Origin of the sequence: Ornithinimicrobium panacihumi (genome assembly GCF_052073805.1) — a bacterium.
Lineage (GTDB): Bacteria > Actinomycetota > Actinomycetes > Actinomycetales > Dermatophilaceae > Ornithinicoccus > Ornithinicoccus panacihumi.
This window is the reverse complement of sequence record NZ_JBQGWG010000003.1, coordinates 225,131-250,404: the sequence shown is the minus strand read 5'-3', so window position 1 is coordinate 250,404 and position 25,274 is coordinate 225,131. Positions and strand designations below refer to the sequence as shown.

General features: G+C 73.0%; 26 protein-coding genes, 1 tRNA gene and 1 pseudogene. 16 read left to right on the top strand and 12 right to left on the bottom strand.

Features of this window, described 5'->3' with window-relative positions; all coding sequences use genetic code 11:
- Positions 1-30: 30 nt before the first annotated feature.
- On the top strand, positions 31-621 hold the full coding sequence (locus ACTMMA_RS05020; RefSeq protein ID WP_441188999.1) for a DUF3267 domain-containing protein: 591 nt from the start codon (positions 31-33) through the stop codon (positions 619-621).
- 105 nt (positions 622-726) lie between these two features.
- A tRNA-Leu gene (locus tag ACTMMA_RS05015) sits at positions 727-813 on the top strand.
- Between the two features lie 386 nt (positions 814-1,199).
- Here ACTMMA_RS05015 and ACTMMA_RS05010 read toward each other — a convergent pair.
- Positions 1,200-2,180: a hypothetical protein gene (locus tag ACTMMA_RS05010; protein WP_441188998.1), complete on the bottom strand. Its 981-nt coding sequence runs from the start codon at positions 2,178-2,180 to the stop codon at positions 1,200-1,202.
- Positions 2,181-2,368: 188 nt separating this feature from the next.
- On the opposite strand from ACTMMA_RS05010, the gene ACTMMA_RS05005 reads away from it, so the two are divergent.
- Complete coding sequence (locus ACTMMA_RS05005; protein ID WP_441188997.1) at positions 2,369-3,670, top strand: serine hydrolase domain-containing protein; 1,302 nt, start codon at positions 2,369-2,371, stop codon at positions 3,668-3,670.
- Positions 3,671-3,706: 36 nt separating this feature from the next.
- Here ACTMMA_RS05005 and ACTMMA_RS05000 read toward each other — a convergent pair whose 3' ends face one another.
- From ACTMMA_RS05000 to ACTMMA_RS04990, 4 genes are all read right to left on the bottom strand, one after another.
- Entirely contained in the window at positions 3,707-3,979 is a 273-nt protein-coding gene (locus ACTMMA_RS05000; protein WP_502361876.1) for a GNAT family N-acetyltransferase, read from the bottom strand.
- A complete protein-coding gene (locus ACTMMA_RS18190; protein WP_502361875.1) occupies positions 3,903-4,244 on the bottom strand; it encodes a hypothetical protein in 342 nt (113 codons plus the stop codon). The genes ACTMMA_RS05000 and ACTMMA_RS18190 overlap by 77 nt, the downstream gene beginning before the upstream one ends.
- On the bottom strand, positions 4,237-5,061 hold the full coding sequence (locus ACTMMA_RS04995; protein WP_441188995.1) for a hypothetical protein: 825 nt from the start codon (positions 5,059-5,061) through the stop codon (positions 4,237-4,239). The genes ACTMMA_RS18190 and ACTMMA_RS04995 overlap by 8 nt, the downstream gene beginning before the upstream one ends.
- Before the next feature lie 421 nt (positions 5,062-5,482).
- Positions 5,483-5,935: a DIP1984 family protein gene (locus tag ACTMMA_RS04990; RefSeq protein WP_441188994.1), complete on the bottom strand. Its 453-nt coding sequence runs from the start codon at positions 5,933-5,935 to the stop codon at positions 5,483-5,485.
- A 284-nt stretch (positions 5,936-6,219) separates the two neighbouring features.
- On the opposite strand from ACTMMA_RS04990, the pseudogene ACTMMA_RS04985 reads away from it, so the two are divergent.
- From ACTMMA_RS04985 to ACTMMA_RS04960, 6 genes and pseudogenes are all read left to right on the top strand, one after another.
- Positions 6,220-6,288 (top strand): annotated as a pseudogene (locus ACTMMA_RS04985) (hypothetical protein); the annotation flags it as partial.
- Positions 6,289-6,320: 32 nt separating this feature from the next.
- Positions 6,321-6,491: a hypothetical protein gene (locus ACTMMA_RS04980; RefSeq protein ID WP_441189091.1), complete on the top strand. Its 171-nt coding sequence runs from the start codon at positions 6,321-6,323 to the stop codon at positions 6,489-6,491.
- Positions 6,491-7,075, top strand: a complete 585-nt coding sequence (locus ACTMMA_RS04975; RefSeq protein WP_441188993.1) for a PHP domain-containing protein — start codon at positions 6,491-6,493, stop codon at positions 7,073-7,075. Before ACTMMA_RS04980 ends, ACTMMA_RS04975 begins: the two co-directional genes overlap by 1 nt.
- A gap of 132 nt (positions 7,076-7,207) precedes the next feature.
- Complete coding sequence (locus tag ACTMMA_RS04970; protein ID WP_441188992.1) at positions 7,208-7,549, top strand: hypothetical protein; 342 nt, start codon at positions 7,208-7,210, stop codon at positions 7,547-7,549.
- Positions 7,550-7,563: 14 nt separating this feature from the next.
- On the top strand, positions 7,564-8,481 hold the full coding sequence (locus ACTMMA_RS04965) for an exodeoxyribonuclease III (protein WP_441188991.1): 918 nt from the start codon (positions 7,564-7,566) through the stop codon (positions 8,479-8,481).
- An 18-nt stretch (positions 8,482-8,499) separates the two neighbouring features.
- On the top strand, positions 8,500-9,072 hold the full coding sequence (locus ACTMMA_RS04960) for a protein-L-isoaspartate O-methyltransferase family protein (RefSeq protein ID WP_441188990.1): 573 nt from the start codon (positions 8,500-8,502) through the stop codon (positions 9,070-9,072).
- A gap of 43 nt (positions 9,073-9,115) precedes the next feature.
- On the opposite strand, the gene ACTMMA_RS04955 is transcribed toward ACTMMA_RS04960, so the two are convergent.
- Positions 9,116-10,129, bottom strand: coding sequence for an NAD(P)H-binding protein (locus tag ACTMMA_RS04955; protein ID WP_441188989.1), 1,014 nt, complete (start codon positions 10,127-10,129; stop codon positions 9,116-9,118).
- Between the two features lie 3 nt (positions 10,130-10,132).
- A complete protein-coding gene (locus ACTMMA_RS04950) occupies positions 10,133-10,936 on the bottom strand; it encodes a CPBP family intramembrane glutamic endopeptidase (RefSeq protein WP_441188988.1) in 804 nt (267 codons plus the stop codon).
- A 177-nt stretch (positions 10,937-11,113) separates the two neighbouring features.
- Here ACTMMA_RS04950 and ACTMMA_RS04945 point away from each other — a divergent pair, with 177 nt between their 5' ends.
- The 4 genes from ACTMMA_RS04945 to crtI are packed head-to-tail and all read left to right on the top strand — an operon-like array spanning position 11,114 to position 16,909.
- Complete coding sequence (locus ACTMMA_RS04945) at positions 11,114-12,376, top strand: glycosyltransferase (RefSeq protein ID WP_441188987.1); 1,263 nt, start codon at positions 11,114-11,116, stop codon at positions 12,374-12,376.
- Entirely contained in the window at positions 12,373-13,653 is a 1,281-nt protein-coding gene (locus ACTMMA_RS04940; protein ID WP_441188986.1) for a glycosyltransferase, read from the top strand. The genes ACTMMA_RS04945 and ACTMMA_RS04940 overlap by 4 nt, the downstream gene beginning before the upstream one ends.
- 56 nt (positions 13,654-13,709) lie before the next feature.
- Positions 13,710-15,434 carry an isopentenyl-diphosphate Delta-isomerase gene (gene idi / locus ACTMMA_RS04935; protein WP_441189087.1) on the top strand — a complete coding sequence of 575 codons (1,725 nt, stop codon included), beginning with the start codon at positions 13,710-13,712 and terminating at the stop codon, positions 15,432-15,434.
- The gene (gene crtI, locus ACTMMA_RS04930) at positions 15,431-16,909 is read left to right on the top strand and encodes a phytoene desaturase family protein (protein WP_441188985.1); all 1,479 of its coding nucleotides are present in this window, start codon (positions 15,431-15,433) and stop codon (positions 16,907-16,909) included. Before idi ends, crtI begins: the two co-directional genes overlap by 4 nt.
- Before the next feature lie 239 nt (positions 16,910-17,148).
- Here the strand turns inward: crtI and ACTMMA_RS04925 are convergent, their stop codons facing one another.
- Positions 17,149-17,877, bottom strand: a complete 729-nt coding sequence (locus tag ACTMMA_RS04925) for a UPF0158 family protein (RefSeq protein ID WP_441188984.1) — start codon at positions 17,875-17,877, stop codon at positions 17,149-17,151.
- A 140-nt stretch (positions 17,878-18,017) separates the two neighbouring features.
- Complete coding sequence (locus ACTMMA_RS04920) at positions 18,018-19,148, bottom strand: lycopene cyclase family protein (protein WP_441188983.1); 1,131 nt, start codon at positions 19,146-19,148, stop codon at positions 18,018-18,020.
- Positions 19,149-19,194: 46 nt separating this feature from the next.
- Here ACTMMA_RS04920 and ACTMMA_RS04915 point away from each other — a divergent pair, with 46 nt between their 5' ends.
- Together ACTMMA_RS04915 and ACTMMA_RS04910 are read left to right on the top strand one after the other, a co-directional pair.
- Positions 19,195-20,115, top strand: a complete 921-nt coding sequence (locus tag ACTMMA_RS04915) for a phytoene/squalene synthase family protein (RefSeq protein ID WP_441188982.1) — start codon at positions 19,195-19,197, stop codon at positions 20,113-20,115.
- 16 nt (positions 20,116-20,131) lie between these two features.
- Positions 20,132-20,563 (top strand): hypothetical protein, encoded by a 432-nt coding sequence (locus ACTMMA_RS04910; RefSeq protein WP_441188981.1) that lies wholly within the window; start codon positions 20,132-20,134, stop codon positions 20,561-20,563.
- Between the two features lie 27 nt (positions 20,564-20,590).
- Here the strand turns inward: ACTMMA_RS04910 and ACTMMA_RS04905 are convergent, their stop codons facing one another.
- The 3 genes from ACTMMA_RS04905 to ACTMMA_RS04895 all read right to left on the bottom strand — a co-directional run bounded on the left by ACTMMA_RS04905 (position 20,591) and on the right by ACTMMA_RS04895 (position 24,224).
- On the bottom strand, positions 20,591-21,739 hold the full coding sequence (locus ACTMMA_RS04905; RefSeq protein WP_441188980.1) for a cytochrome P450: 1,149 nt from the start codon (positions 21,737-21,739) through the stop codon (positions 20,591-20,593).
- Positions 21,740-21,819: 80 nt separating this feature from the next.
- Positions 21,820-23,469: an FAD-dependent oxidoreductase gene (locus ACTMMA_RS04900; protein ID WP_441188979.1), complete on the bottom strand. Its 1,650-nt coding sequence runs from the start codon at positions 23,467-23,469 to the stop codon at positions 21,820-21,822.
- A complete protein-coding gene (locus ACTMMA_RS04895) occupies positions 23,466-24,224 on the bottom strand; it encodes a methyltransferase domain-containing protein (RefSeq protein WP_441188978.1) in 759 nt (252 codons plus the stop codon). Before ACTMMA_RS04895 ends, ACTMMA_RS04900 begins: the two co-directional genes overlap by 4 nt.
- 105 nt (positions 24,225-24,329) lie before the next feature.
- On the opposite strand from ACTMMA_RS04895, the gene ACTMMA_RS04890 reads away from it, so the two are divergent.
- Entirely contained in the window at positions 24,330-25,274 is a 945-nt protein-coding gene (locus ACTMMA_RS04890; protein ID WP_441188977.1) for an ABC transporter ATP-binding protein, read from the top strand.

Below are 25,274 nucleotides of genomic sequence, written 5' to 3'. Positions count from 1 at the left end.
GATCGTGCCTGGGTGAGTGATCGTGCCGGGGTGAGTGAGAACGGTGACGTGCGGGTGTGGGAGCCCGACGCGCGGACGGAGCAGGGCCTCGTCGTGGCCTCCCTCGTCGTGCTGTTCGTCGGGGTGGTGCTCCACACCGTGCTGTGGGCGGTGTCCCGGGATGCCGACGTGCCCGCCGCGCTGGGTCTGACTGCGGCGCTCGCTCACCTGGTCCAGCTGGTGGTGGGAGTGCTCGTCGCCGTGCTCGTGGGGATCGTGCTGGTCGTGGTCCACGAGCTGCTGCACGGCCTGGTCATCGTGCTCGTGGGCGGGCGGCCGACGTTCGGGGCGGGGCGCAGCGAGAGCGGGGCGGTGGCGTTCTTCTACACGACGGCACCCGGCCACCTGTTCACGCGGGAGCAGTACGCCCTCGTCGCACTCGCGCCCCTGGTCGTCCTCGGCCCGCTGCTGCTGTGGTGGGTCTGGGCCGGCCCCTGGGGCGGGTGGGTCGTGCTTCCCGCGGCCGTCCACCTCGCCGGCTGCGTGGGTGACGTAGGCCTGACGATGCTCGCGCTGCGTCAGCCCAGGGGCACGCTGGTCGAGGACCGCAAGATCGGCGTCGCCTTCCACGACCCCGCCTGAGCCCTGGATGCCTGAGCCGTGCTGGATGCCTGAGCCGTGCTGGATCCCTGAGCCCTGCGGATTTCTTCGCTCCCGCGGGTGCGTGCTAATCTTGCCCGGCTACTTGCGCGAGTGGCGGAATAGGCAGACGCGCACGGTTCAGGTCCGTGTGCCCGAAAGGGCGTGGGGGTTCAACTCCCCCCTCGCGCACCAGATGTCCTGCACAGGACGTCAACCCCCGAGCCCCAGGCTCGGGGGTTTTCTGTTGCCTGCTGGCCCATCTCCCGGGTGCCCAGCTCCATCGTCCCCTGGGATTCGCTCTCGCCTCCATCCCGCTCCCATCCCGCTCCCATCCCTCCTCCCCTGGGATCCGGGCTGGCCGTCTGTTCCCTGGCCCGGCAGGCCCTTACACAGGCCCCTGTGGCGCCCTACGGGTTTGCTCGCTGACAGCGAGCAAACCCGTAGGGCGTCAGCATGGCCTGTCAGCATGGCCTGTCAGCAGGTCTGGCGGGCGTGATGGCAGCGGGTTGGCGGCACGTGCAGGACCTTTCGTGGTCTGGAGGCCAGTTCGCCGCGAAAAGTGGGGCACGTGCGGGAGCTCAGGACCTGTCGGTCGGGTCGGTGGGCGGGGTGGGACCGGTCGGGTCCGTCGGAGAGCCCGCAGCCTTCTCCGTCTCCAGCTTGCTGGCCGCGCGCAGGGCCATCAGGCCCGAGAACAGGTTGAGCGCAGCCAGGAAGAAGAGCACCGTCGTCAGGAAGCCGGTCTCGCCCGAGCTCTGCCGCATGAACGCCCAGATGCCGACCGCGACGGCGAGCGCCAGGTCGAAGTAGGCCCGGCGGCGGACGCGCACCGGGTCGCGACGGGCCTCGATCATCGCCTGGAGCCGCTGCTCGCGCGGGGTCAGCTCGCGCTCCGGCTCGGCCGCGACGGGCTGCCCGTCCAGCCCGAGTGCGGGCTCGTCGGAGGAGGGGTGCACCACGGCCGCGGAGGACGGCGGGGCCAGGTCGGAGGTGTCGGCGTCGTCGATGCCGCGGTCCAGCCCGCGATCCAGGCCGTCCTCCGCCCCTAGGCCGCCACCCGCGGCGCCGTCCCCAGCCTCACCCGCGGGCGCGCCACCCTCGGCGGCGAGCTTCGCGGCGGCCTCGCGCCCGGGTCCGTCGTCGATCGTGCCGTCGAAGTCCACGCCGCGCTGAGGGTCGTAGGCCTCGTAGCCGGTCTCCTCGGCCACGATCCGCACGGCCTCGCGCACCTTGATGTGGAAGCCGGCCAGGTTGTCGACGGGCCGGTAGGGGAAGGTCACCGCGGCCGAGCCGTGGTAGACCGCGACCTGCAGCCCGGAGGCCAGGTCGGTGAACTCCCCGAGCACGTCGCCACCGGTCTCCTCGGCCACCCAGGTCTCGGTCTCGCCGCTGACGAACCGCCGCAGCCGCGACTCGATCCGGCGGAAGGTCTCGACCCCGGCGTTCATCGCCGCCTCGTCGTCCAGCAGCTCCTGGGGGGTGTCGGCCTCGTCGGCGTCCAGGATCGCCTGCCAGTCCTGTCCGGGCTCGCGAGGGTAGAGGAGGATGTCATAGCTCATGGGTCCATCCTGCCGTGCGCGGGGGCAGGCGACGTGCACCGCATACCTCCGCGTCGTTCGTCTCATACCCGGCGTCGTTGGTCTCCGTCGCAGGACGGAGACGGATCTCCGTCGTCCTCCCGATGTGCCGGCGCGCCGCGGTCGCGAGACTGGCAGGGCAGTCATCCACGATCAGGAGGGGTATGAAGATGCACCGCACCACACGCTCGACCCGCGCCGCCACCGCGGTGGCCGCCGTCGCCTCGCTCGCGCTGGTGGCGCCCGCCGCGGTCGCCGCGCCGGAGCGTCCCGACGGGCCGGCCGTGCCCGACCAGCAGGCCCGCAGCCTCGAGGTCTCGCGCGCGGCGGAGCAGGCGACGGCCGAGCAGGCGAAGATCAAGGTCAAGGGCACGCCGCCGGGGCGGTCGACGCCGGCGACCGACGCCCTCGACGCCGGGATGGAGAAGGTCGTCACCGACGGGGCCGTGGGCGTGACCGTCCGCGTCGAGAGCCCCGGCCTGGACTGGCGCGGCTCCGCCGGCCTGCGGGACGTCGACGGGAAGCCGCCGGCGGGCTGGCAGGACCGCTTCCGCGTGGCCAGCAACACCAAGACGATGATCGCCACGCTGGTCCTGCAGGAGGTCGAGCGTGGCACCTGGACCCTCGACACCCCCGTCGAGGACGTCATCCCCGGGCTCTTCCCGGACCACCCGGACGTGACCATCCGGCAGCTGCTGTCGCACACCTCGGGCGCGCCCAACGGCACGGCCGAGCTGCTGATGACGAGGATCGAGGACCCGAGCTCGCTGGAGCAGATGCTCGCCGCGCTGGGGCAGGACTATGCCGACCAGGAGCACGTCGACGCCATCAACGCCGGGCAGTGGGGCGAGCCGGGGCAGTTCTTCTACTCCAACGCCGGATATGTCGCGCTCGGGATGCTGCTCGAGGAGGTCAACGGCCAGGACGTCGGGGCCCTGCTGCAGCAGCGTGTCTTCGGCCCCGCCGGGATGAGGCACTCGTCCTATCCCGACGAGCCGGGGCTCAAGGGGCCGGCCCTGCGTGAGGACGCCTGGGTCGGCGAGGGCTGGGAGGACGGCTGGCTGGAGCTGGACGGCTTCGACCCCGACGTCTTCAGCCACGCCGGCGCCGCGGTGAGCACCACGGCGGACCTCGCGGCGTTCAACGAGGCGCTGCTGACCGGTGAGCTGGTCGACCCGGGACTGCTCGCCGAGATGATGACGCCCGCCGCCGAGGGGCCGATGCTCTACGGCCTGGGCCTGTATGCGGTTCCCGACCCCTGCTCCTCCGACCCCGCCTCGCCCGGTCTGCTGTGGGGGCACGACGGGGCGTCCTACGGGACCTTCAGCGTGTCGCTGGGCTCGGCGGACGGGCAGCGGCAGGTGACGCTCGGGGTCACCGGGCGCGACCTGGCCAGCGAGCTGGTCGGGGAGCAGCCGCGCTGGAACATCGGAGACGTGCTGGTCCCGGCGCTGCAGGCGTCGTGCTCGTGAGTGTGCGGCGACGCAGCTGACGGGTGGCGCCCGGCCTCAGGAGCGCGGGATCGCGCCCAGGAGGTCGGGGGTCGCCGCGTCCAGCAGGTCGCCATAGCCCTCGTGGGTCTCCAGCCACTTCTTCACGTAGGGGCACACCGCCACGATCCGCAGACCCTCGTCGCGGGTGGCCGCCAGGGCGTGCTCGACGACCTGACCGGCCAGACCTTGCCCGGAGAACTCCGGCCTGGTCTCAGTGTGGAAGAAGACCCGGCGCCCGTCGTGGTCGACGAACTGGGCGAAGCCGGCGACCTGCCCGTCGACGGTGATCTCGAAACGGTCCGGGCCGGTCTGGCGGCTGATGTCCGTGCTCATCCGCCCAGCCTGTCACGGCTGAGGGGCCGGGACATGTCGAGCGCGATGGGATGCGCCTGGGGCACGGCGCGCCGAGGCGGACCTCGCCGTCGGGGTCAGACATGTCCAGCCTGCCGAAGACCAGTCCCTCGTGCTCCGCGTCCAGCACCGCCAGCCGCTTGGCCGCCTGGTAGGCGAAGGCGTCGCGTTCGAACAGGGCGGTGCCGTCCTCCTCACGCATCCAGGCCCCACCGGAGGTCCGGGGTGGGGTGCAGGTGGTTGTGGGTGGTGACCAGGACACCGTCGGCCACGGGCCGTAGCCAGGTGGTCACAGGCCGGTCACCGGTGTGGTCGATGGTCTCGCCAACCCCGGTCCGGGTGCCGTCGGTGAGGGCGTGGGTCACCGCAGGGGCTGCTGCGGGTGCCGGGCCCCGGCCGCGCCAGGTCCGCTCCGGCAGCGCCACGCGACAGTCGACGTCGACCCGGCCGGAGGCGTGATCGACGATGGTGACGCCACGCTCCCGGAGGCGGGCTGCAAGGAGGTCCACGAGGACGGAGGGGCGTTGGGGCAGGCCGTTGGCCCCCATCAGTTGCCAGCGGCCGAAGAGCTGGTCCGCGTGGATGCCCACGGCCAGCAGCGCGGGGGAGCGGGGGGAGTCCCCGAGGCCGGAGACCAGGTGCCCCAGCGGGGATGACAGGTCAGCGGCGACGTCGCCGAGCGTGCGGTCCAGCCAGAGTGCGCGACGCTGTGCCCGCGTCGTGACGGGGGCCACGCCCTCGAGTGCGTGCCTAGGGTAGGCCTTCCAGAGTCCGTCCAGACTGTCGGTGAACTCGCGCCAGCGCCCGGTGGCTGTAGCCCCGAAGGCGTGCTGCACCGCCCGGGTCTGCGCGCCCCGCTCGGTGGGCAGCGTGACCGCAGTGCCGTCGGGGAAGAGATGTTCGGCGGCCGGGGCCTCGGCCCACTCCAGCCCAGCCCGGTTGAGCTCGGCCTGCAGGTGCCCGCCGGACTTCTTGAACAGGTCCCGCCACGTGGCCGGTAGCCTGGTGACCTGGGGCATGGCGTCCACGAGGTGGCCACCCGGCCCGGGCGACGGGGCCTAACGTGTCCCGAATGGCTCCCCATCGGTGACCAACGTGACCCGGTGGCCCAGCCGGGCCAGCCGTGCGGCAGCAGCCATTCCGGCGATGGCGGCTCCCCGCACGATCAACGTCATGCGCCAGACCTTGGTGCCGGCCAGTGACAATCTGCTTGCCGATGGAGTCCCCGTGCCCACCCTCGTCCGGGAGCCAGCGCGTGGTGGTGCAGTGTGCAGGATGAACGCCTCATGGCGCGTGGTGCGGTTGTGCACAGTGCCGAGCGTGCGCTGTCACCGGGGATCACCCGGTGGGCCGGCTCGTCGGCCCTGCAGTGCCGTCGTTTGACCCCGGCGGCATGGGCTTGCGCTCGCACTCCTGGACTACCGACTTCAAAGCTCGGCGTCAGATCTCGTTGGACCAGTTTGCCTCCTGGATACGGACGTCCAACTCCCGCCACTCGCGGGCCAGTTCGTCGGCCCGTTTGCGGGTGGCGGCCACGTCGATGGCGGCCACGTGGCGGATCTCGGAACGGGAGTACCGGTCGGTGCGAGCGGCCCCCGCATCGGCTGCCGCGGCCCAGGCCTGCTGGCTCAGGCGCAGGACGTCCCGGTGGGCCAGGGCATCGGTGAGCGTGGTGCCGTCGGCGAGCGTGGTGGCCAGGTTGGTGCGGTTGATCCGGGCGATCAACTCGGCCAGTTGCGCGGCCACCTGGTCGTGCTCGACCAGCAACGCCGCCGGGTCCTCCACCGGTTCCTCACCCTCCTGGACCTGTGCGTGCTGCGCGGCACGCTGCGCAAGGTGGGTGAGGCGGGTGGTGAGGGCGGCGCGTTCCGCGAGCGCTTCGGCGAGTTTCACGGTCCCGAGTCTACGGGGCAGGGGTGCTGCGGGACCTCGAAGTCGGGGCAGGTCTTGACCTCTTGTCGGAAGGTGGGGTTACAGTGGTGAACGTATCGAACAACCGTTCGAATCACGAAGATCTTGGGGAAGGGCTCCGTCGGACGGTCTCGGTACGACTGGGCCGCTTCGGGTCCGGCGTGGACTCGACCCCTGCGCCGGACCCGAAGCTTCCCGACGAGGGTCGAATCTCACAACACACCAACGCCCGGGCAGACCGGGCGGACGATCCCCCGGAGGCCCACATGCGCAGCTATGAAGAACCCATCCACGTGCTGTTCCACGAGCAGCCCAGGCAGTTCATCTGGCGGGGTCGGCTGCTGCTGGTCAAGGAGGTCCAAGGCAGGTGGAGCCGCTCGACGCGTGGTGGCAGCACCCGGAACCCGGCCCCGGTGACCTCCTGCGGGAGCGGGAGGTGTGGCGCGTCGAAGCCGGCAACGGCTCCCACCGCGGCGTCTACGAACTCGCCCACTCCGTCGGCGACGAGGACTGGGTGCTGCAGGCGGTGAGCGACTGATGCGCACCGAACTCAGGGACCCCCGGCCGGCGGACCGCTACGTCCGGGCGCACCGGCAGGCCGAGCAGGTGGCGTTGAAGGTGATCGCGGCATCGCCGCGCCGCAACTCCTTCCAGTACGGCGCCTCCCACCCGGGGGAACTCGTCGCCACCGCGGCTGAGCACGGCATGGACACCCTCGCACTGACGGACCGCAACGGGCTCTACGGGGCGGTCCGGTTCGCGAAGGCCTGCCTCAAGGCCGGCATCTCACCCGTGGTGGGGGTGGACCTCGCCGTCGGCTCCGCTGGTGCCCCGGTCCGTCGCCCCACCGCGGCCCGGGGCGGGCAACTCCGCGACGAGCGGCTGCCGCGTGCCGTCGTGCTGGCCAGTTCCCGGCGGGGCTTGGGCACGCTGTGCCAGCTCATCACCCACGTCCACCTCTCGGGGGAGCGCTCGGACCCGGTGGCCACCGTCGAACTCATCGCAGCCCAATGTGCCGGCCGCGACGCCGTGGTCCTGCTGGGTGCGGACTCCCGCCTGGGTGGGTTCGTGGCCACCGGTGACCCCTACGGGTTTGCTCGCCAGGAGCGAGCAAACCCGTAGGGCGGGGCGGACCCCCTCTGGCCGGTCTGCGGGACGGACCCCCTCTGGCCGGTCTGCGGGACGGACCCTCTTTCAGGTCGGTCCGGACCCTCCCCGGTTGCCGAGCCGACCTCGGCGGGAGAGGTTGGACCCATGAGCGACCAGCCAGAGATCTACAGCGAGAACATCGACGACCGGGCCTACGACGCCGAGCAGGCGGCGGACGCCCAGATCAACCTCGACCAGCCCGACTCGACCGACGACGTCCCGTGGAGCCCGCCGGAGCAGGCCCCGATGGGTATGCAGTTCCCGGACGAGCCCGAGGAGGAGACGATCGACCAGCGCATCGCCCAGGAGGTGCCCGAGGAGGGCACGGCCTACGGCGCGCCGGAGTCCGGCGGGATGCTCGACGGACCCGACAACCCGGAGAACGACGAGATGCTCGGCGGTGACGACCCCGACGCGATCCGGGCCGAGGACGACTACCAGGCCTGACCTAAGATCGCCGGGTGCTCCGGATCGCGACCTTCAACATCAACGGCATCCGGGCGACCCACAAGCGAGGCTTCGGCGACTGGCTGGCCGGTCGCGGCCTGGACGTCCTGGCCCTCCAGGAGGTCCGCGCCCCGATCGGTGCGCTGCCGGAGGACGCCTTCGGCGACTACCACGTCGTCTACGAGCCCGGCCAGATCCCTGGGCGCAACGGTGTCGCCGTCCTCACCCGCGAGCGCCCGGCCGCGATCCGCACCTGGGACGCCGAGGTGCTGGTCCGCGCGCCGGGCGAGCAGCATCTGCATACCGAGCCTGCCCCCGACCGCATCCCGCTGGCGCGCGGGCTGAGCCGATACGCGCACGAGGGTCGCTACGTCGAGGTCGACCTCGCCGAGGCGCCGGTGACGATCGCCAGCGTCTACCTGCCCAAGGGTGGCCTGCCCGCCGAGCTGCAGGACCCGCGCCGCATGCGCGAGGCCCCGGACGGCGGCGCCAAGCACGCGCGCAAGCAGGCCTTCATGGCCGCCTTCGCGCGGCAGCTGGCCCGCTCGCGCAAGGCCTCGCTCGCGCAGGGGCGCGAGTACCTGCTGATGGGCGACCTCAACCTCGCCCACACCAGGTATGACGTGGCCCACTGGCGGCGCAACCAGAAGTCCGAGGGCTTCCTGCCCGAGGAGCGGGAGTGGATGGCCGCCCAGATCTCGCCGCGGACGCTCGTCGACGTCGTGCGGCGGCTGCACCCGGAGCAGGACGGGCCCTACTCCTGGTGGAGCTGGCTCGGGCAGGCCTATGCCCGCGGCGACGGCTGGCGCATCGACTACCACCTGGCCACGCCGCGGCTGGCGAGGACGGCGGTCTCGGCGGCGGTCGACCGCGAGCACGCGGGCGTGCGCCTGTCCGACCACGGGGCGGTCGTGGTCGACTACGACCTCTGAGGCGCCCATGATGGGGGGATGACCTCGCCCCGCAGTCGTGTCGAGGCGGCGTTCGCGGACGTGCCGCGGGCCGCCTACCTGCCCGCCGCGCTCGTGGGCCTGGCCGGTGAGGACGTGCCGCTGCCGATCGGTCACGGCGCGACCAGCTCCCAGCCCAGCACCGTCGCCGGGATGCTCGAGCTGCTGGAGGTCCATCCCGGGCAGCGGGTGCTCGACGTCGGGGCCGGCTCGGGGTGGACGACGGCGCTGCTGGCCCACCTCGTGGGTCCCGACGGCTCGGTCCTGGGGGTGGAGCTGGTGCCGCAGCTCGTCGAGGCGGCCGCTGCTCGCCTGGAGGACTCCGGTATGCCGTGGGCCGGCATCGAGGTCGCCGCACCCGGGGTGCTGGGCCGGCCGGGGGACGGGCCGTTCGACCGGATCCTGGTGTCGGCCATGGCCTCGCAGGTGCCGGAGGAGCTCGTGGGGCAGCTCTCCGGCAGTGGTCGGCTGGTGCTGCCGGTGGCTGGTCGGATGACGGTCGTCGACCGGGACGGCGATGAGGTGCGGATACACCGGGCACCGGGCCACTACCGGTTCGTGCCGCTGCGCTGAGACCAGGGAGCGGCGGCCTTCTGGCGGTGGGGTCGACCGCGGCTCAGCCCCGTCCGCGCCTCGACGCCAGCGCCGCGACCGCGGCGACCCCGGCGAGCACGAGTGCACCGGCACCGACCCAGGTCGTGGCGTGGCGCGGGTCGGGCTCGACGCCCTCCATCGCCCGGCGCACCGCCTCGAGGCAGGGCGTCGGACCGCCGGGGGGCTGCCCCACCAGACCGGCCAGGTCGTTCTCGCTGCACACCACCTCGTGCACCAACGAGCCCACCAGCGGCTGCGCCACCCCCGCGTCGACAGGGGTCACCAACCCGACCCAGTAGCTGGCCAGCACCGGCGTGAGCACCGGCAGCGCCACGATGAGTCGGCGCCGCTGCCCGGTCACCCTGGCGAAGCCCTGCATCATCTCGCGGTAGGTCAGCGCGTCCGGCCCGCCGATGTCGAAGGCCCGGTTGATCTGCGGCGGGAGCCCGGCACTGGCCACCAGCCAGTGGAGCACGTCGTCGATGCCGATCGGCTGGATGTGGTTGTCGACCCACTGCGGCGTGACCATCGCCGGCAGCCGCGTGGTCAGGTAGCGCAACATCTCGAAGCTGGCCGACCCCTCCCCGATCACCGTCGCCGCCTGCAGGACCGCGGTCGGCACGCCGGAGCCCAGCAGGATCCGGCCCACCTCCACCCGCGAGGCCAGATGTTCGGAGAGCTCCTCGCCCTCGGGGTGCAGACCGGAGAGATAGACGATGCGCCCGACCCCGGCCTCCCGGGCGGCGCTGGCCAGGCCCTGCGCCATCTCCCGGTCCCGCTCGGCGAAGTCGCCCTCCCCGTCCATCGAGTGGATCAGCCAGTAGGCGACGTCCACGTCGGCCAGGGCTTCGGCGAGGTCGTCGGCGGACCCTGCGTCCCCCTCGACCACCTCGACCCGGTCGGCCCACTCCTGCGGCAGGTCGCCGGAGCGGGTGAGCACGCGCACGGCATACCCCTCGTCGAGCAGGCGGGGGACGAGCAGGCCGCCGATGTAGCCGGTGGCGCCGGTGACCAGCGTGCGGTGGGTGGCAGGCATGTCTTACCTCAGTGCTTCCATGAGTGGGGGAAGGAGCAGGAGCATCCCGGAGGACCAGGTGATGTGGGTGATGGCGGGGCCGAGGATCCCGCCGGTGACGCGGCGCTGCAGGCCGCAGACCAGGCCGAGCAGCACCCCGGCGAGGACGAGGAGGGGGACGCCCGCGACGACGGTGGTCGCGGCATAGATGAGCGTGGTGGCGATGACGGTCACCCGTCTGGGGATCGCGGCGTAGAGGGCGCCGCGGAAGAAGAGCTCCTCGGCAATGCCGTTGACGACGGTGATGAGCAGCACGAGCGGGAGCGCGCCGTAGCGTGCGTGGTCGAGCAGATCCTCGACCGGGCCGGCCAGGAGCGGGACCTGCGCGACGACGAGGGCGCCGGCCAGGAAGAGCGGCAGGAGCAGCGTGCCCAGGGCGAGGGACTGCAGGATCGGCAGGGAGTATGCCGTCCGCTCCCCGTCCGCACGCAACTCGCCGCCGCTGGTGGCGGGCTGCTCGGCGTGGTCGACCTGCAGGAAGCCGGTGCGGAGGTGGCCGCGGCCGAGGTAGAGCGGCCCGGAGAGGAGGGCGCCGGCGATCCAGGTCAGCGCCAGCGCCGCCGTGCCGACGTAGAAGAGCGGGTCGCCCGGACGCAGCGCTAGGGACCACCACAGCAGGGCGGTGCCCACGACGAGGGTGAGCGCGGTCACGACGCGGCGGCGGCGCAGCGCCGCGGGAGAGTCCTGGTGGTCCCGCGGCACGGGCGTGACCAGGGAGGCACGCAGGAAGCGGCGCAGCTCGGTCACCGGAGCGAGGGCGCGGCTCACGGGCGGGGGGCTCCGCTCTCCGCGCCAGGCATGGCCCTACCCTAGGCGAGCCGTGCCGAGCTCACCTGCTCACACGTCTTGCCCCGCTGCGCTGAGGGCAACCGCTCGGCTCGCTCGGTGGGGTGGGTGGTGGGTGCTCGGGTTGCTCAATCTCCTGCCACGAGGCAGCGTGGTCGTGTGCCCGACCGATCCCCCCTGCGCGGCAGGCGAGTCCTCCTGCTGGCCGTCGGGACCCGCGGGGACGTGGAGCCGGCGGCCCGGCTCGCGCACACCCTGGCCGGGTCGGGGGCGAAGGTGTGCGTCACGGTCCTGGCCGATGGTGCCGATCGGGTCCGACGGGCCGGGGCCACGCCCCTGGTCGTCGGTCCTCCTGCCGCAGAGGCGATGTGGCCCTTTTCCTCGGTGGCGCGGGGTATCTCCCAGCTCAACCCCGGCCTGCACTACCTCCAGCAGCGCGCCCGGATGGCCGCCGGTGCCGGTCGTCTCGTGGGCACCGTCCGACCGTGGCTCGACGGGGCCGACGTCATCCTCAGCGGACTGGCGACGGCGCGTCTCGTGCCCGTGCTGCGCCGAGCCGGCCTGCGTGCCCCGGCACGGCTGGTCCTCCACGCGCCGCTCGTCCCGAGCCTGGAGGGGGTCTCGGCCTGGGGGCGTCCTCCCTTCGACCTCCTCCCCCCGCAGATCGAGGACCGGCGGCAGCGGGCGATGTGGCGGATGACGACCGGCCTGTCGTCCGCCAGCGCCCGCGCGCTCGCGGACCTCACCGATGTCGCGGAGGCCGACTGGCACGACCGCCTGGACGACCCCCTCCAGCCTCCGCTCCTGACCACCAGCCCGGTCCTCGACCCCGACCCCTCACCCGCCCTGCTGCAGACCGGTGCGTGGGCCGACCCCACCCCGACCCGGGGGCTCCCGCCCGACCTCGACCGCTGGCTGGCCGCGCACCCGGGCGCGATCCTCCTGGCCCTGGGCAGCCTGCCGTTGACCAGCCCCGCCCGGCAGGTGGCCCGCCTGCTCGGTGCCGCCGCCGACGCGGGCCGACCAGCCGTCGTCCAGGTCTCCGGCCCCCCACCCGGCCCGATGGCCGGTGGATTCGTCGCCGCCGAGGTCGACCACCGCGCCCTCCTGCCCCGGGTCGACGCGGTCCTGCACCACGGCGGCTCCGGGACCACGCACGCGGTGACGGCGCACGGCATACCCCAGGTCGTCGTCCCCCACCTGGGTGACCAGGGCCACTACGCCCGCCGGGTCCACGCCCTCGGCCTGGGTCCGGCCCCGGTCCCCGCGGCGCTCGCCGGCCGCGCGCTCCTCGCCCGCCGGATCGCGCAGGCGGTCTCGGACCCCGGCCATCGGGGGCGGGCCGCGCTCGTCGCAGGCTCGATGCGCGGGGAGGACGGACTGACCCGGGCCGTCGAGGAGATCAGGGAGATGCTGGCGTGAGGGTGCTGGTGCTGAGCAGCCCGATCTACGCCCACGCCGTCAACGCCTCCCCCTTCGTCGCCGGCCTGCGGACCCGCGGCGCCGAGGTGGCCTGGGGGGTGCCCGAGCCGCTCCTCGACACGGTGCGCCGGCTGAGCGACCCCGACACGGTCCACGACACGGGGACCGTCGAGCCCTACCTGCCCCGCGGCGGGAGGATCCGGGAGGTCTCCACCCGCTACGACTGGCTGCTGCGCGACGCCGCGACCCGGCTGCCCGCGCTGCGGCGTCTGGTCGACGACCTCCGCCCCGACCTGATCCTCACCGACTCCCTCGGCCATGCCGCCGCGCTCACGGCCGAGGTCACCGGCCTGCCCTGGATCAGCTTCGGCGACGGCCCGCTGCACCACCCGGACGAGCGCACGCCCCCCTTCGGCGCCGGGCTGCCCTACCGCACCCCGACGCCGTGGGTCTGGCGCAACCTGGTGGTCCAGGCGGCGAGCCGGCGGCTGGTCATGCGCCGGGCCCAGCAGCGGTATGCCGCACTCCGCGCCGACCTGCACCTGCCCCCCACGAGCACCGCGGTCGTCGAGGCCGCGCTCTCGCCCCATCTCCACCTGCACTGCGGGGTTCCGGAGCTGGAGTATCCCCGCCGCGCCGGGCTCCCCGACCACGTCCACTTCGTGGGGGCGATCCGCCCGGCCCCGGCCACCGGCTGGCAGCCGCCACCCTGGTGGGACGGGGTCGTGTCCGGTCGGTCCGGCCAGGTCGTGCTCGCCACCCAGGGCACGCTGCGCCACGACCCGGCCGAGCTGCTCGCACCGGCGGTGCAGATGCTCCAGGAGACCGGCCGGCCCGGCGTCGTCACGACCGGCTCGGGCGACTCGGCCCTCCTGGGCGGGCCCGGGCTCGTCGGTCCAGCCGTGGCCGTCGAGTCGTTCGTGCCCTATGCGGAGGTGCTGCCGCACGCATCGGTGCTCATCACCAACGGCGGCTGGACCGGTGTCCTGCTCGCCCTCGCGCACGGGGTGCCGGTGGTCCAGGTGGGCCGCAGCGAGGAGAAGGCCGACATCGGCCGGCGGGTCCAGTGGGCCGGGGCCGGTCTGCACCTGGGGCCACGCCCCACCGCCGCTCACCTGGGGCGGGCCCTGGACCGGATCGAGCAGGACCCGGCGATCCGGACCGGTGCTCGGCGCATCGCGGCGGCCCTCGCCGAGCGTGACCCTGCGCGGGACGGGGCGGAGCTGATCACCGCTCTGTTCTCAGGTGGAGAGCAGACAGGGCCGCGGTTACAGTGACCATTCCGAGGAGAGGGCGACGTAGTGACGCAGGGCGTGAGGATGGGCCGGTGCCGATGGGGGGCATGACCGCGGAGCACGAGCACGAGCAGCGCGAGCCCACGCACGACTCCTCGCCCGCCCCGGACGATCTCGTCGTGCTCGTCGACGACGCCGGGGAGCAGATCGGCACCGCGGACCGCCTCGGCGTCCACGGGACCGACACCCCCCTGCACCGCGCCTTCTCCCTCCACCTCTTCGACGACCGGGGCCGTGTGCTCATCACCCGCCGCGCCTTGGAGAAGACGACCTGGCCCGGCGTGTGGACCAACGCCTGCTGCGGGCACCCGCGCCCCGACGAGCCGCTGGGCCAGGCGGTCCGGCGCCGGCTCCAGGAGGAGCTGGGGGTGCAGGTCGACGACCTCCAGCTGATCCTGCCCCACTTCCGCTACCGCGCAGTGGATGCCAGCGGCGTCGTCGAGCACGAGCTCTGCCCGGTGCTCGTCGGCCGCCTCGTGGGCGAGCTCGACCCCGACCCCGCCGAGGTCGCCGAGCACGCCTGGGTCGACTGGGGCGACCTCGTCGTGGCCGCCCGCGCCACCCCCGCCGTCTACAGCCCGTGGTCGATCCTCCAGCTGCCCCAGCTCGACGCCGAGCGCACCCGGTTGCCGCTGGACCCGCTGCCCGGTGGGCCCGTGGACCCGGAGTCCTCTGAGGCCGGGGTCGGGACCGACGTTGCCCTCACCCTGGACAAGGTCGACGACCTCCTCCGCGAGGAGTGCTCCTGGATCGAGGGGGTATGGAGCACCCTGGCTCCCGCGGGTGCGCCCGACGTCCTCGGCACCGAGCCGGGCGACCTGCCCACCTGGTTGCACGGCCTGCTCGGCCGTGGCGGCAAGCGGATCCGGCCGCAGATGTGCCACTGGGGCTTCATCGCCTCCGGCGGCCGGGTCGACACCCGCTGCCACGACACCATCGTCCGGGCCGCGGCCGCGCTGGAGACCCTGCACCTGTTCGCCCTCATCCACGACGACGTGATGGACCAGTCCGACGAGCGCCGCGGCGCCCCGGCCGCCCACGTCGTCGCGGCCCAGCGTCACCGCGAGGCCGACGCCCACGGCAGCGCGGACCGGTTCGGGGAGAACATCGCGATCCTCCTCGGTGACCTCGCGCACTGCGAGGCCGACCGGATGGTCCACACCCTGCCCAGCGAGATGCGCACATACTGGTACGAGCTCAACCTCGAGCTCATCGTCGGCCAGCGCGCCGACCTCACCGGAGCCGCCGGCGCGCGCACCGACCTGGCCCACTCCGAGGCCGTCGCCGCCCTCAAGTCCGGCTCCTACACCGTCCAGCGGCCCCTGCAGCTCGGGGCGCTCGCGGCCAACGGTACGGCCGAGCAGCGAAAGGCCCTGGAGCGCTACGGCTGGCACCTGGGCCGTGCCTTCGCCTGGCGCGACGACGTGCTCGGCGTCTGGGGTGACCACACCGTCACGGGCAAGCCGTCCGGTGACGACCTGCGCGAGGGCAAGGCCACGCTCATCTGGGTGCTCGGGTCCGAGCGACTCACGGGAGAGGCCGCCGCCGCGATGGCCAGGGTGGGGACCCCGGAGGCGCGGGCGGACGACATACCCCTGCTCCAGCGGGCCCTCGAGGAGGCGGGCGTGCGCGAGGAGCTGGAGGCCCGGATCGCCGCCGAGCTAGAGGCCGCGGACGCGGTGCTCGACGACTCGTCGCTGACTCCCGAGGGCGTCGCCGGCTTGCGGTCGACCGCCCGATCCATCGCCTGGCGCTCCGCATGAGCCACGTCGTCGTCATCGGCGCGGGCCTGGCCGGGCTGTCGGCCGCCTGCCACCTCGTCGGCGACGGCCACCGGGTCACGGTGCTCGAGCGCGAGGACGTCCCCGGCGGTCGCGCCGGGCGGCTGGCCCGCGACGGGTTCACCTTCGACACCGGGCCCACCGTGCTGACCATGCCCGAGCTCATCGATCGGCCGCTGCGCGCCGCCGGCTTCAGCCTGGAGGAGCGCCTCGAACTGACCGTGCTCGACCCGGCCTACCGCGGCTTCTTCGCCGACGGCTCCACGCTCGACGTCCGGCACGGGCACGAGGCGATGCGCGAGGAGATCCGGCGCGAGTGCGGTGAGGACGACGCGGGGGCGTTCGACGAGTTCGTCCCCTGGCTGGAGCGCCTCTACCAGGCCGAGATGCCGCACTTCATCGACCGCAACTTCGACGGCCCGCTCGGGCTGCTCGCCCGCCCTCGCGCGGCGGCCCAGCTGCTGGGACTGCGGGCCTTCGGGCGGATCGGCCCGATGATCCGTCGCCGCTTCGACGACGAGCGGCTGCACCGGCTCTTCTCCTTCCAGGCGATGTATGCCGGCCTGTCCCCCGACGATGCGCTGTCCATCTACGCGGTCATCACCTACATGGACTCGATCCAGGGCGTCTTCATCCCGCGCGGCGGGATCCGGGCGCTGCCCGACGCTTTGGCCGGTGCCGCAGCCGACGCTGGGGCGCAGTTCGTCTACGGCACCTCGGTCTCGGGGCTGGTCCGCGACTCCGCCGGTCAGGTGCGCGGCGTGACCACCGAGGACGGCGAGCGGATCGCCGCCGACGCGGTGGTGTGCACGCTCGACCTGCCCACGGCATACCGCCAGCTGCTGCCCGATGTGAAACCACCCCGCGCAGTCTCAGGCGTGCTCGGTGGCAACTACTCCCCGTCGGCCGTCGTCTGGCACGTCGGCGTGCGCGGGGAGCCCGAGGGCAAGGCCCACCACAACATCCACTTCGGGCAAGAGTGGGCCGGCGCCTTCGACGACCTGCTCGACCACGGCCGGATGATGCGCGACCCTTCGCGGCTGGTGACCGTGCACTCCCTCGACGACGAGACCGCCGCGCCCCCTGGCTGCAGCACGCTCTACGTCCTGGAGCCGGTGCCCAACCTCGACATCGGCACGGTCGACTGGGAGCAGGAGCGGGAGCCGATGCGCGAGCGCTTGCTCGGATTCTTGGACGAGGCCGGCTATCCCACCGACATCGTCACCGAGGAGCTGGTCACCCCGCTCGACTGGCAAGCCCAGGGCATGGCCGCAGGCACCCCGTTCGCCCTGGCGCACACCTTCCCCCAGACCGGCCCCTTCCGGCCGGGCAACGTCGACCGCCGCGTGCCTAGGCTGGTGTTCGCCGGGTCCGGCACCGTGCCCGGCGTCGGCGTGCCGATGGTCCTCCCCTCCGGCCGCCTCGCCGCCGAGCGCGTCAGCCAGCTCCTCGGCTGACCCCAACTTCCGACCGAGCGTCGCGTAGGGACCGTCTCCACCCGACCGGGCGTCTCGTAGGGACCGTTTTCACCCCACCGAGCGTCTCGTAGGGACCGTCTCCACCCGACCGGGCGTCTCGTGGGGACCGTTTTCACCCCACCGGGCGTCTCGTGGGGACCGTTTTCACCCCACCGGACGCCGCGTGTGGCTCGTTCCCACCCCACCGGACGCCGCGTGTGGACTGCGGCACGTGGGTGTCATGTCGATGATGGAGGTGGACCTGGGTATGGCGAATAGCCCTGGTCAGCCAGCCATTCTCGGCCGCGGCCGCGGATGCGGTCATCCCGGAATGCGTACCAGCGATCGTGGGCCTCCGCGTCGCGTGCCAGCGCGTCCTTGAACCTACGGAAAGCACCTCGCCCCCTGATCGCATCGGAGAGCACCTCGACCAGGTGCTCATCCGCGAGAGTGGCGATGAAAACCTCCATGTCGCGATAACCCGGTCGCGAGCCGACCGGGTCGACGAATAGCCACCGCGAGCCGGCTGATTGTTCCTCCTCTGCTTCTTCGTCGCTCTCATCAGCGTCGAAGTCCTCGTAGACGCTCTGGGGCCAGACCTGCCCCGTGGCCAGGTTGACTCGCCCGCCTCCGCGGGTGGGGTCGCCCTCTCGCACGTCGGCGAGCTCCGCCAGATCGACACGGAGCGGTCTGAGCAGTGGCTGGGGGCGGTCGCCGATCCGCCCAGCGAGCGCCTCAGACAGGTCGGCATCACCGTCCCATCCCCGTTCATCCAGTCGTTCGACACAGGCTCTGGCCAGGTCATGGGCGTTGACGGCGCGAGACGTGACGGCGACCAAGAGGGCGTCACCGGTGAGCTGGAGCGTCTGCTCCGGCCAGGCGCGCTCCTCAAGGAGGCGTATCACCTCAGGTACGTCAGCGCGGTATGTCGCTCCGCGCAGCGTGGCGCTGAACTCCTTGAGTGACATGCCCAATTGTGGCCCTCCCAGGGTGGGAAGGGTGGGGAGGCAACGGTCCCTACGCGACGCTCGGTGGGGTGAAAAGGGTCCCTACGGGGCGCTCGGTGGGGCTGGGATGGTCCCTACGAGACGCTCGGTGGGGTGAGGGGTCAGGGGGTGCGGCGCCAGGGGGAGCCGAGGGTCGCGCGCACCAGCTCGGCCTTGGCCCGCACCGGCATCACCTCGAACATCTCCCACATCGCCCGGACCAGCTCAGCGCTCCCCGAGTCCCGCGACATGAAGGCCCTCTGCAGCTCCACCGGCATCCGCCCGAAGCCCTCGAAGAGCTCGACCGTGCCGGGCACGTCCAGCCGCAGCAACGCCCGGAGCCCAACCTCCCGCACCAGGTCATCCGCCCCCCGCGGATCGACCTCCTCGGGCGCCCGCCCCTCGACGATCGAACGCGCCAACCCGTCGGCCATCCCCAGCGAGTGCGCCATCGAGTAGCCGGTCACCACGTGACCCCCACGTCCGGCCACGCCCACCGCCAGCGTGCCCTCGACCGGAGGCGCACCCCGCCCCCGCATCGGGATCCGCACGATCTCCCGCTCCAACGGGCTGTCCACCGCCGCCAGGTCCACCCCGCGCGAGCCCAGCCGGTGCCGCAGCCGACGGCGCAACTCCTCGATCGGCAGGCCGGGCGCCGCAGCCAGGCAGGTCTCCTCCAGGAGCACCCGCCCCTCCCCGAGGGGTATGCCGTAGAGGAAGGTCGCCGGCCCCGCCGGCTCCGGATCGTCGGTCCAGTCGTTCCGCCAATCCATGAGCAGCCCCTCCGCTCCCTGCAGCGCAGGAGCGGCGACCTCCTCAGAGACCACCACACCGAACGCCGTCTGCGCCGGCGCAGGGTCGTCAACCACCACACCCCCAGGCCGCGCCCCCCGCGCATCCACCACGACCCGGGCCTCCGCCCGCAGCGCCGCGACCCGCGCATCGCTCAACCGGTCGCGCCGCACCGACACCCCCTCCAGCGGCAGCTCAGCCTGGAGCCCAGCGTTGTCCAGCACCAGATAGTCCCGCCCCAACGAATGCTGCCCCCGCGCCCGCAACTGCGGGTCCCGCACCCGGTGCCGCACGACCCGCTCGGGCAGCGCGCCGAGCTCCTCCCCCCAGATCCCATATGTCGGCGCCCACACCGCCGAGGGCCGCGGGTCCACCGCGAGGACCGACGCCCCGTGCGCCGCGCACCGCGACGCCAGCGCCCGTCCGGCCGGGCCGAGACCGACCACCGCCACGTCATACATGCCCTGACCTCCTGGGATCGACCCTAGACGCCGTTAGGGTGGACGCATGTCCCCGGCCACCGACCCTCTGCTCGCCGAGGGATACCGCCGGGCCGAGGAGCTGACCCGCCGGCACGGCACCACCTACTACTGGGGCGCCCGGCTGCTGCCGCCGACGCAACGGATCGACGTCTACGCCGTCTACGCCCTGTGCCGCCTGGCCGACGACATCGTCGACGAGCCCGAGATCGTCGACCTCTCCCTGCCGAACGACCCCGACCCGGCCGTCCGGCTGGCGACCTTCCGCCGCTGGTTCTTCACCGCCCTCCACGACGGCGGCAGCGACGAGCCGGTCATGGCCGCCGTCGTCGACAGCCTGCAGCGCCGCGGCACCGACCCCGAGTGCTTCGACCGCTTCTTCGATGCCATGGCCCTCGACCTCGTCCAGGACACCTGGGCCAGCTGGGAGGAGCTGCGCGACGGCTACATGGAGGGCTCGGCCGCCGTCATCGGCGAGATGATGCTGCCGGTCCTCGAGCCGCGCTCGCCGGCCGCCAAGGCTGCCGCGCGCGCCCTCGGGCTGGCCTTCCAGCTCACTAACTTCCTCCGCGACGTCGGCGAAGATCTCGAGCGGGGCCGCGTCTACCTGCCCCAGGACGAGCTCGCCGCGGCCGGCGCCGACCCGCACGCCCGTGTCGTCACGCCCGCCTGGCGCACCGTCATGGCGCGCCAGATCGTCCGCAACCGCGAGCTCTACCACGAGGCGGGCAGCGGCCTGTGGCTGCTGCCGCCGCCCAGCGCGCGCTGCGTGGCGACGGCGCTGCGGATGTACTCCCTCATCCTCGACCGCATCGAGGACGCCGACTACGACGTCTTCACCGCGCGGCGCCGCGTGGAGCGGCTCACCAAGGTTGGGATCGTCGCTGACGTCCTGACCCGCGGCCCCTACCGCGTCATCCCGCGCATCGCGCAGGAGCGGCACGCATGACCGGTCGGGTGCGCTGATGCGCCTGCCCCCGATGCCGCACCCGCACCTGATCTGGCTGCGCAGCGCCGCGACCCTCCTGCTCAGCTGCATCATCGGGCAGGCTGGCTGGGCGGCGGCGCTGCTCGGCGGCGAGGGCCAGTATGCCGTCCACCACCGCGTCGGTGCCTGGGTCACCCTGGCCGTCGCGGTGCTGACGGCGCTGGTGTATGCCGTGCTGCGCCGGTCCGCGGGTCCGGTCAACCTGTGGCTGGCTGTGGTGACGGTGCTGGCGGTGGTCGCGCAGTTCACCCTCGGCGAGCTGGGGCCGGACCACCGGGCTCTGCACATCTTCCTCGGGGTGCTGCTGGCCATGCTCGGCACGGCGCTGACGTCGTGGACCTACCGGCACCGGATGCCTGAGACGACCGGGCACGCGGTTGTCCGCGACCGGCCACGCGCTCGTTCCTGACCGGGCACGCGGTTGCCCGCGGCCACCTCACCCGTCCAGCGCCAGCTCCAAGCCCCGCAACGTGTAGCCCGCGATCAGGTCGTCCCAGCCGATCTCCGGCTCACGCACGACCCGGGGCGAGCGCGCGAGCAGCCGGGTGAGCAGCACGTCCGACTCCAGGATCGCCAGCGGCTGACCGGGGCACTTGTGCGCGCCGTCGCCGAAGCTCAGCGCCGTGGCGTTGACCCCGCGCGGCAGCTCGCGCCCCGGGCAGAGGTCCAGCGGCCCCTCCCCGACTGCCTCAGGATCGGCGTTGGCCGGGCGCACGCACACGTCGACCAGGTCCCCCGCCTCGATCCGGTGCTCCTCGTCGCCGTCGGTGACCGTGATCGCCTCCTGCGCCCGGCGATAGAAGTGCCCCACGACCGGCTCCAGCCGGATGATCTCGTGCAGGATCGCGAAGCGCTCCTCCTGCCCGGCGACCAGGTAGCGCTCCCGCAGCCGGTCGTCGCGCAGCAGGTGCCAGGCGGCCATGGTCACGAACTCGCGCGTGGTCACCATGCCCGCCGTCCCGTAGGTCACGCACTCGACGAGGATGTCGACGTCGGTGTAGCCCTCTGCGATGAGGTGGCTGATGATGTCGTCCCGCGCCCCGTCACCGGATGCCTTGCGCCGCACGCGGATCGCCGGTCGCACGTCGGCCAGGTAGAAGCGGCCGATCGGCAGCAACCCGTTGGCCGCGGCCTTCATCCACTGCCGCGGGGTCCGTCCGAGATCCTTCCGGGTGATGTCGAACGGCGGCTGGGCGAAGAAGGTCACCAGCCGCCGGGACATCTTCGGCACCGACGACTCGGTCAGGCCGACGACCTCGGCGGTGACCTCGACCGTGTAGTGCAGCGCGAGCTCGTCGAGGGCGAACCGGCCCCCCGCACGCCCGGCGGCCTCCCCGAGCAGCCGGTCCGCGCACTCCTCCATCTGCCCGGTGTAGCGCTCGGCCACCACCGCCGGGGCGAAGAAGCGCGCCACCTTGCTGCGCTGCTCGTCGTGCAACGGCCCGTCGGACATCAGGATCGGGTGGTGCTTGAGCCGCCCCTTGGGGATCGCCTCGGCGGTGAACCCGGCCTGCGTGGTGGCGTGCCGGGCCCGCAGCACCTGCCGGGCGGCCTCCAGCGAGCGGATCCGCCAGACCGTGCTCACCCCCGGCCGACCCTGTGAACCGTGGCGCTCCACGCGCGGTCCGTCCGGCTCACCGGGCCGGATCGCCAGCCGTCGCGAGGTCATCGCCGACGGGCAGCAGGTATGACGTTGCGCACCGCCCGCGCGACCGCACCGGGGGCGGCGGTCAGGTCGGGCTTGCGCCGGAGCAGACCCTGCAGCGGCACCGTCCAGATGTCCTCGCCGCGCACGCCCCACGCGTCGAGGAGCTGGTTGGCCGCGAGCACCCCGGTCACGGCGGCGCGCTCCATGAGCGCGATCGGCCAGTCCACGCGCAGCCCGTCCCCGGCCAGCACGAGCCCGGGATAGGGGGTGTCCACGGTCAGCCGTTCGCGCCACGGCCCGGTGCCGACGAGCCCGCAGTCGTCCTCGACGAGCAGCTCCTCGTGCACCGCCTCCAGCCCCCGCGTCTCGGGGTAGACGTCGTGCAGCGCGTCGAGCAGGCGCCGGCGCACGGCGGCGACATCGAGCCCCAGCGGGCCGTCCCCGGCCAGCTCGGGATCCCGCGCGGAGTCGACGGCATAGCCGTGCAGCTCGACGACCGAGCCGCCGTGCTCCTCCGCCCACCGGGCCGCCCCCGCCTCGAAGCGCTCCAGCACGGTCACGTTGTCGAGCAGGTCGTAGCCGCTGGTCCCCAGGAAGGCCTCCCGCCCGGCGTCGACCGTCCCGTCCAGCCACAGCCGCAGCACCACGAACGGCGGGGCGTTGCGTCCCGCGGCCGCGCGCCGGTGCCAGTCCTGCTGCGCCGCAGCCAGACCCGCGTCGGACGACAACGGCAGACCTGAGACCAGCTCACGCGTGACCCGGGGGTCGGTCGCGAGCACGACCGCGTCGGCGGTGAGCTCCTCATCACCGGCGCGGACACGCCATACCGCGCCATCGTCCTCACCGGCGACCGGCGGCACGATCTCGTCCGCCCGCACCCCGGTCCGCACCTGCGCCCCGAGCCCGGCGAGATAGCGCCCGAGCGGCGCCCAGAGCGCAGTGTCGTAGTCGTCGTCCGGGACGTCGAAGAGCAGCCCCTCCGAGGACCCGGTGAAGTAGGTGTGGAACATCCCGACCAACTCGCCCGCGCCGAACTCGGTGGGGTGGGCGAAGAAGGATCGGGCGAAGACCTCGAGTGCGAGGTGGCGGGCCCCCTCGGGGAAGCGCAGCCGGTCGAGGAAGTCCTGCGCGGACTCCCCGTCATAGCGCTCGTGGCTCTGCGGATAGGACACCGAGATGAGTTCGACCGCGCTGGGGATGTGGACCGAGGGCAGTTCGCGGATCGGGAAGGTGGGGCTGCGCACGACGAAGGCGGCGAGGTTGGCCGGCGGCGTCGAGGGCAGCGCCGCGAAGCTGTCGGTCAGCCCGTCACCGCGGCGCAGCGGATAGTCCGGCACCGGGACGAGCCGCTCCAGCGCCGGGTCGGCGCGGCGCAGGAGGGAGCGCAGCGTGTAGTACTGCCGGAAGAAGGCGTGGAAGCCGCGGCTCATCGTGCGGCCGTCGTCGCCGGGCAGCGACCAGGCGCGCACCCGCCCGCCGAGCTCGTCGCAGGCCTCGAGCAGAGTCAGGCGCACCCCGCGCTCGGCCAGGATCGTCGCGGCGGCCAGCCCGGCGATGCCACCACCCACCACGACGACGTGCTGGCCTGCGCTGGCCCGCGCCGCCCCCTCGGGTGCGGGGTGGAGGACGGCGCCGTGGTCGCGGCCGGGCGGGACGGGTCGGGTCACGGGCGCTCTCCCTCGGGGCGGCGGGCCAGGACGGTGTGCAGGATCCCCCGCTGCCACCCGCGGGCCGTGGACCAGCCGATCTCGGTCAGGCCGGCGCGCTCCAGCCGGGCGTGCAGCTCGCTCGTCGAGTCGTTGTCGAGCACGCTGCGCCACAGGTAGCGGTAGATCGCCGGGTTGCCGCGCAGCACCACGGCCAGCGGCGTCACGATCCCCCAGCACACGACGGTCCAGACGGCGGTCGCCACCCGGTCGCCCTTGACGTGGTAGTCCTGCAGCGCCACCCACCCCCCGGGGCGGACCTGGTCGTGGATCGCCCGGACGACCGCGTCGCGCTGGTCCTGCGGCACGTTCCTCATCAGGTATGCCGCGAACGCACCGTCCGCAGGCCCGTCACCGTGCTCGCGGGCCACCTCGGGCAGGTCCTGGGCCAGCGCCTGGACGAAGCTGACCCCGGCCGGCCAGCCCTTGGCGCGCGCCTGCTCGAGCATGCCCGCCGAGGCGTCCAGGCCGACGATCTCGACATGGGGGCCGGCGGCCTCCACGAGGGCGCGGGTGGACAGGCCCGACCCGCACCCCAGGTCCCACAAGCGCAACGGACCCGCTCCCTGCCGGTCCCGCAGGCGTCTCACCAGCGACGTCGCGGCCCCGCGCAGCGCGCCGTGGTAGCCGGGGTTGAGCCGGGTGAGCAGGTCGTAGCGCCCGGAGGCGCGGTCGAACTCCTCGGCGAGGGCGAGGTCGGTGGCGGGTGCGGGCACCGCTCCACCTTACGGGCCAGGACCGGAGCCGGTCCGCAGAGTGCACACCCAGACCACGACAGATGTCATATGCGCCGCTCGCCCCGGGTGACTAGCGTTGTCGTCATGACGACGACACCGGTGCTGGAGGCGAGCGACCTGGTCCGCCGCTTCGGCAAGCTGACCGCAGTGGACCACGTGAGCCTGCAGATCGGTCCGGGGGAGACGGTCGGGCTGCTCGGGCCCAACGGGGCGGGCAAGACCACGGCGATCTCGATGATCGCCGGGCTGCTGCGCCCGGACGGGGGCCACGTGGAGGTCTCGGGGATCTCGATGTGGGAGGACCCGATCGAGGCCAAGAAGCACCTGGGCCTCGTGCCGCAGGAGCTGGCGATCTACCCCGAGATCTCCGCGCGCGACAACCTGACCTTCTTCGGACGTCTCCAGGGGCTGGGCGGCGCCGACCTCAAGGACCGCGTGGGCCACGTCCTGGACGTGGTCGGCCTGGCCGACCGGGCCAAGGGGCCGAGCAAGGCCTTCTCGGGAGGGATGAAGCGCCGGCTCAATATCGCGATCGGCCTGCTCCACCGACCCGACCTGCTCATCCTCGACGAGCCGACCGTGGGCGTGGACCCGCAGTCCCGCAACGCGATCCTGGAGTCGGTCGAGGCCCTGACCGGCGAGGGCATGGCGGTGCTCTACACCACGCACTACATGGAGGAGGCGACCCGGCTCTGCGACCGGATCGCCATCATGGACGACGGCACCGTGCAGGCCGAGGGCACCCAGGACGAGCTCATCGACCTCGTCGGCGGGATCGACACCCTGATCTTGGGCGGCAGCGGCGACCTGGCTGCGGCCGAGGCGGCGGTCAACGACATACCGGCCGTCCAGCAGGTGGTCCGGGAGACCGGCGCGCTGCGGCTGTCGGTCCACGGCGCACCGACCGCGGTGACCCGGGTGGTCAGCGCGGCGACGGACGCCGGGATGACCCTGACCGACGTCCAGATCCAGCGTCCCGACCTGGAGTCCGTCTTCCTGCACCTGACAGGCAAGGCGCTGCGGGACTGA

What these genes read in the sequence shown, in the direction of transcription:
- ACTMMA_RS04955 (WP_441188989.1), bottom strand. Translation starts at nt 10,129, where the DNA reads ATGCCTGCCACCCACCGCACGCTGGTCACCGGCGCCACCGGCTACATC.
- ACTMMA_RS04970 (WP_441188992.1), top strand. Translation starts at nt 7,208, where the DNA reads ATGAGCGACCAGCCAGAGATCTACAGCGAGAACATCGACGACCGGGCC.
- ACTMMA_RS05010 (WP_441188998.1), bottom strand. Translation starts at nt 2,180, where the DNA reads ATGAGCTATGACATCCTCCTCTACCCTCGCGAGCCCGGACAGGACTGG.
- ACTMMA_RS18190 (WP_502361875.1), bottom strand. Translation starts at nt 4,244, where the DNA reads ATGCGTGAGGAGGACGGCACCGCCCTGTTCGAACGCGACGCCTTCGCC.
- ACTMMA_RS04920 (WP_441188983.1), bottom strand. Translation starts at nt 19,148, where the DNA reads ATGTATGACGTGGCGGTGGTCGGTCTCGGCCCGGCCGGACGGGCGCTG.
- idi (WP_441189087.1), top strand. Translation starts at nt 13,710, where the DNA reads ATGGGGGGCATGACCGCGGAGCACGAGCACGAGCAGCGCGAGCCCACG.
- ACTMMA_RS05005 (WP_441188997.1), top strand. Translation starts at nt 2,369, where the DNA reads ATGCACCGCACCACACGCTCGACCCGCGCCGCCACCGCGGTGGCCGCC.
- ACTMMA_RS04975 (WP_441188993.1), top strand. Translation starts at nt 6,491, where the DNA reads ATGCGCACCGAACTCAGGGACCCCCGGCCGGCGGACCGCTACGTCCGG.
- crtI (WP_441188985.1), top strand. Translation starts at nt 15,431, where the DNA reads ATGAGCCACGTCGTCGTCATCGGCGCGGGCCTGGCCGGGCTGTCGGCC.
- ACTMMA_RS04890 (WP_441188977.1), top strand. Translation starts at nt 24,330, where the DNA reads ATGACGACGACACCGGTGCTGGAGGCGAGCGACCTGGTCCGCCGCTTC.
- ACTMMA_RS04910 (WP_441188981.1), top strand. Translation starts at nt 20,132, where the DNA reads ATGCGCCTGCCCCCGATGCCGCACCCGCACCTGATCTGGCTGCGCAGC.
- ACTMMA_RS04925 (WP_441188984.1), bottom strand. Translation starts at nt 17,877, where the DNA reads ATGTCACTCAAGGAGTTCAGCGCCACGCTGCGCGGAGCGACATACCGC.
- ACTMMA_RS04995 (WP_441188995.1), bottom strand. Translation starts at nt 5,061, where the DNA reads ATGCCCCAGGTCACCAGGCTACCGGCCACGTGGCGGGACCTGTTCAAG.
- ACTMMA_RS04915 (WP_441188982.1), top strand. Translation starts at nt 19,195, where the DNA reads ATGTCCCCGGCCACCGACCCTCTGCTCGCCGAGGGATACCGCCGGGCC.
- ACTMMA_RS04960 (WP_441188990.1), top strand. Translation starts at nt 8,500, where the DNA reads ATGACCTCGCCCCGCAGTCGTGTCGAGGCGGCGTTCGCGGACGTGCCG.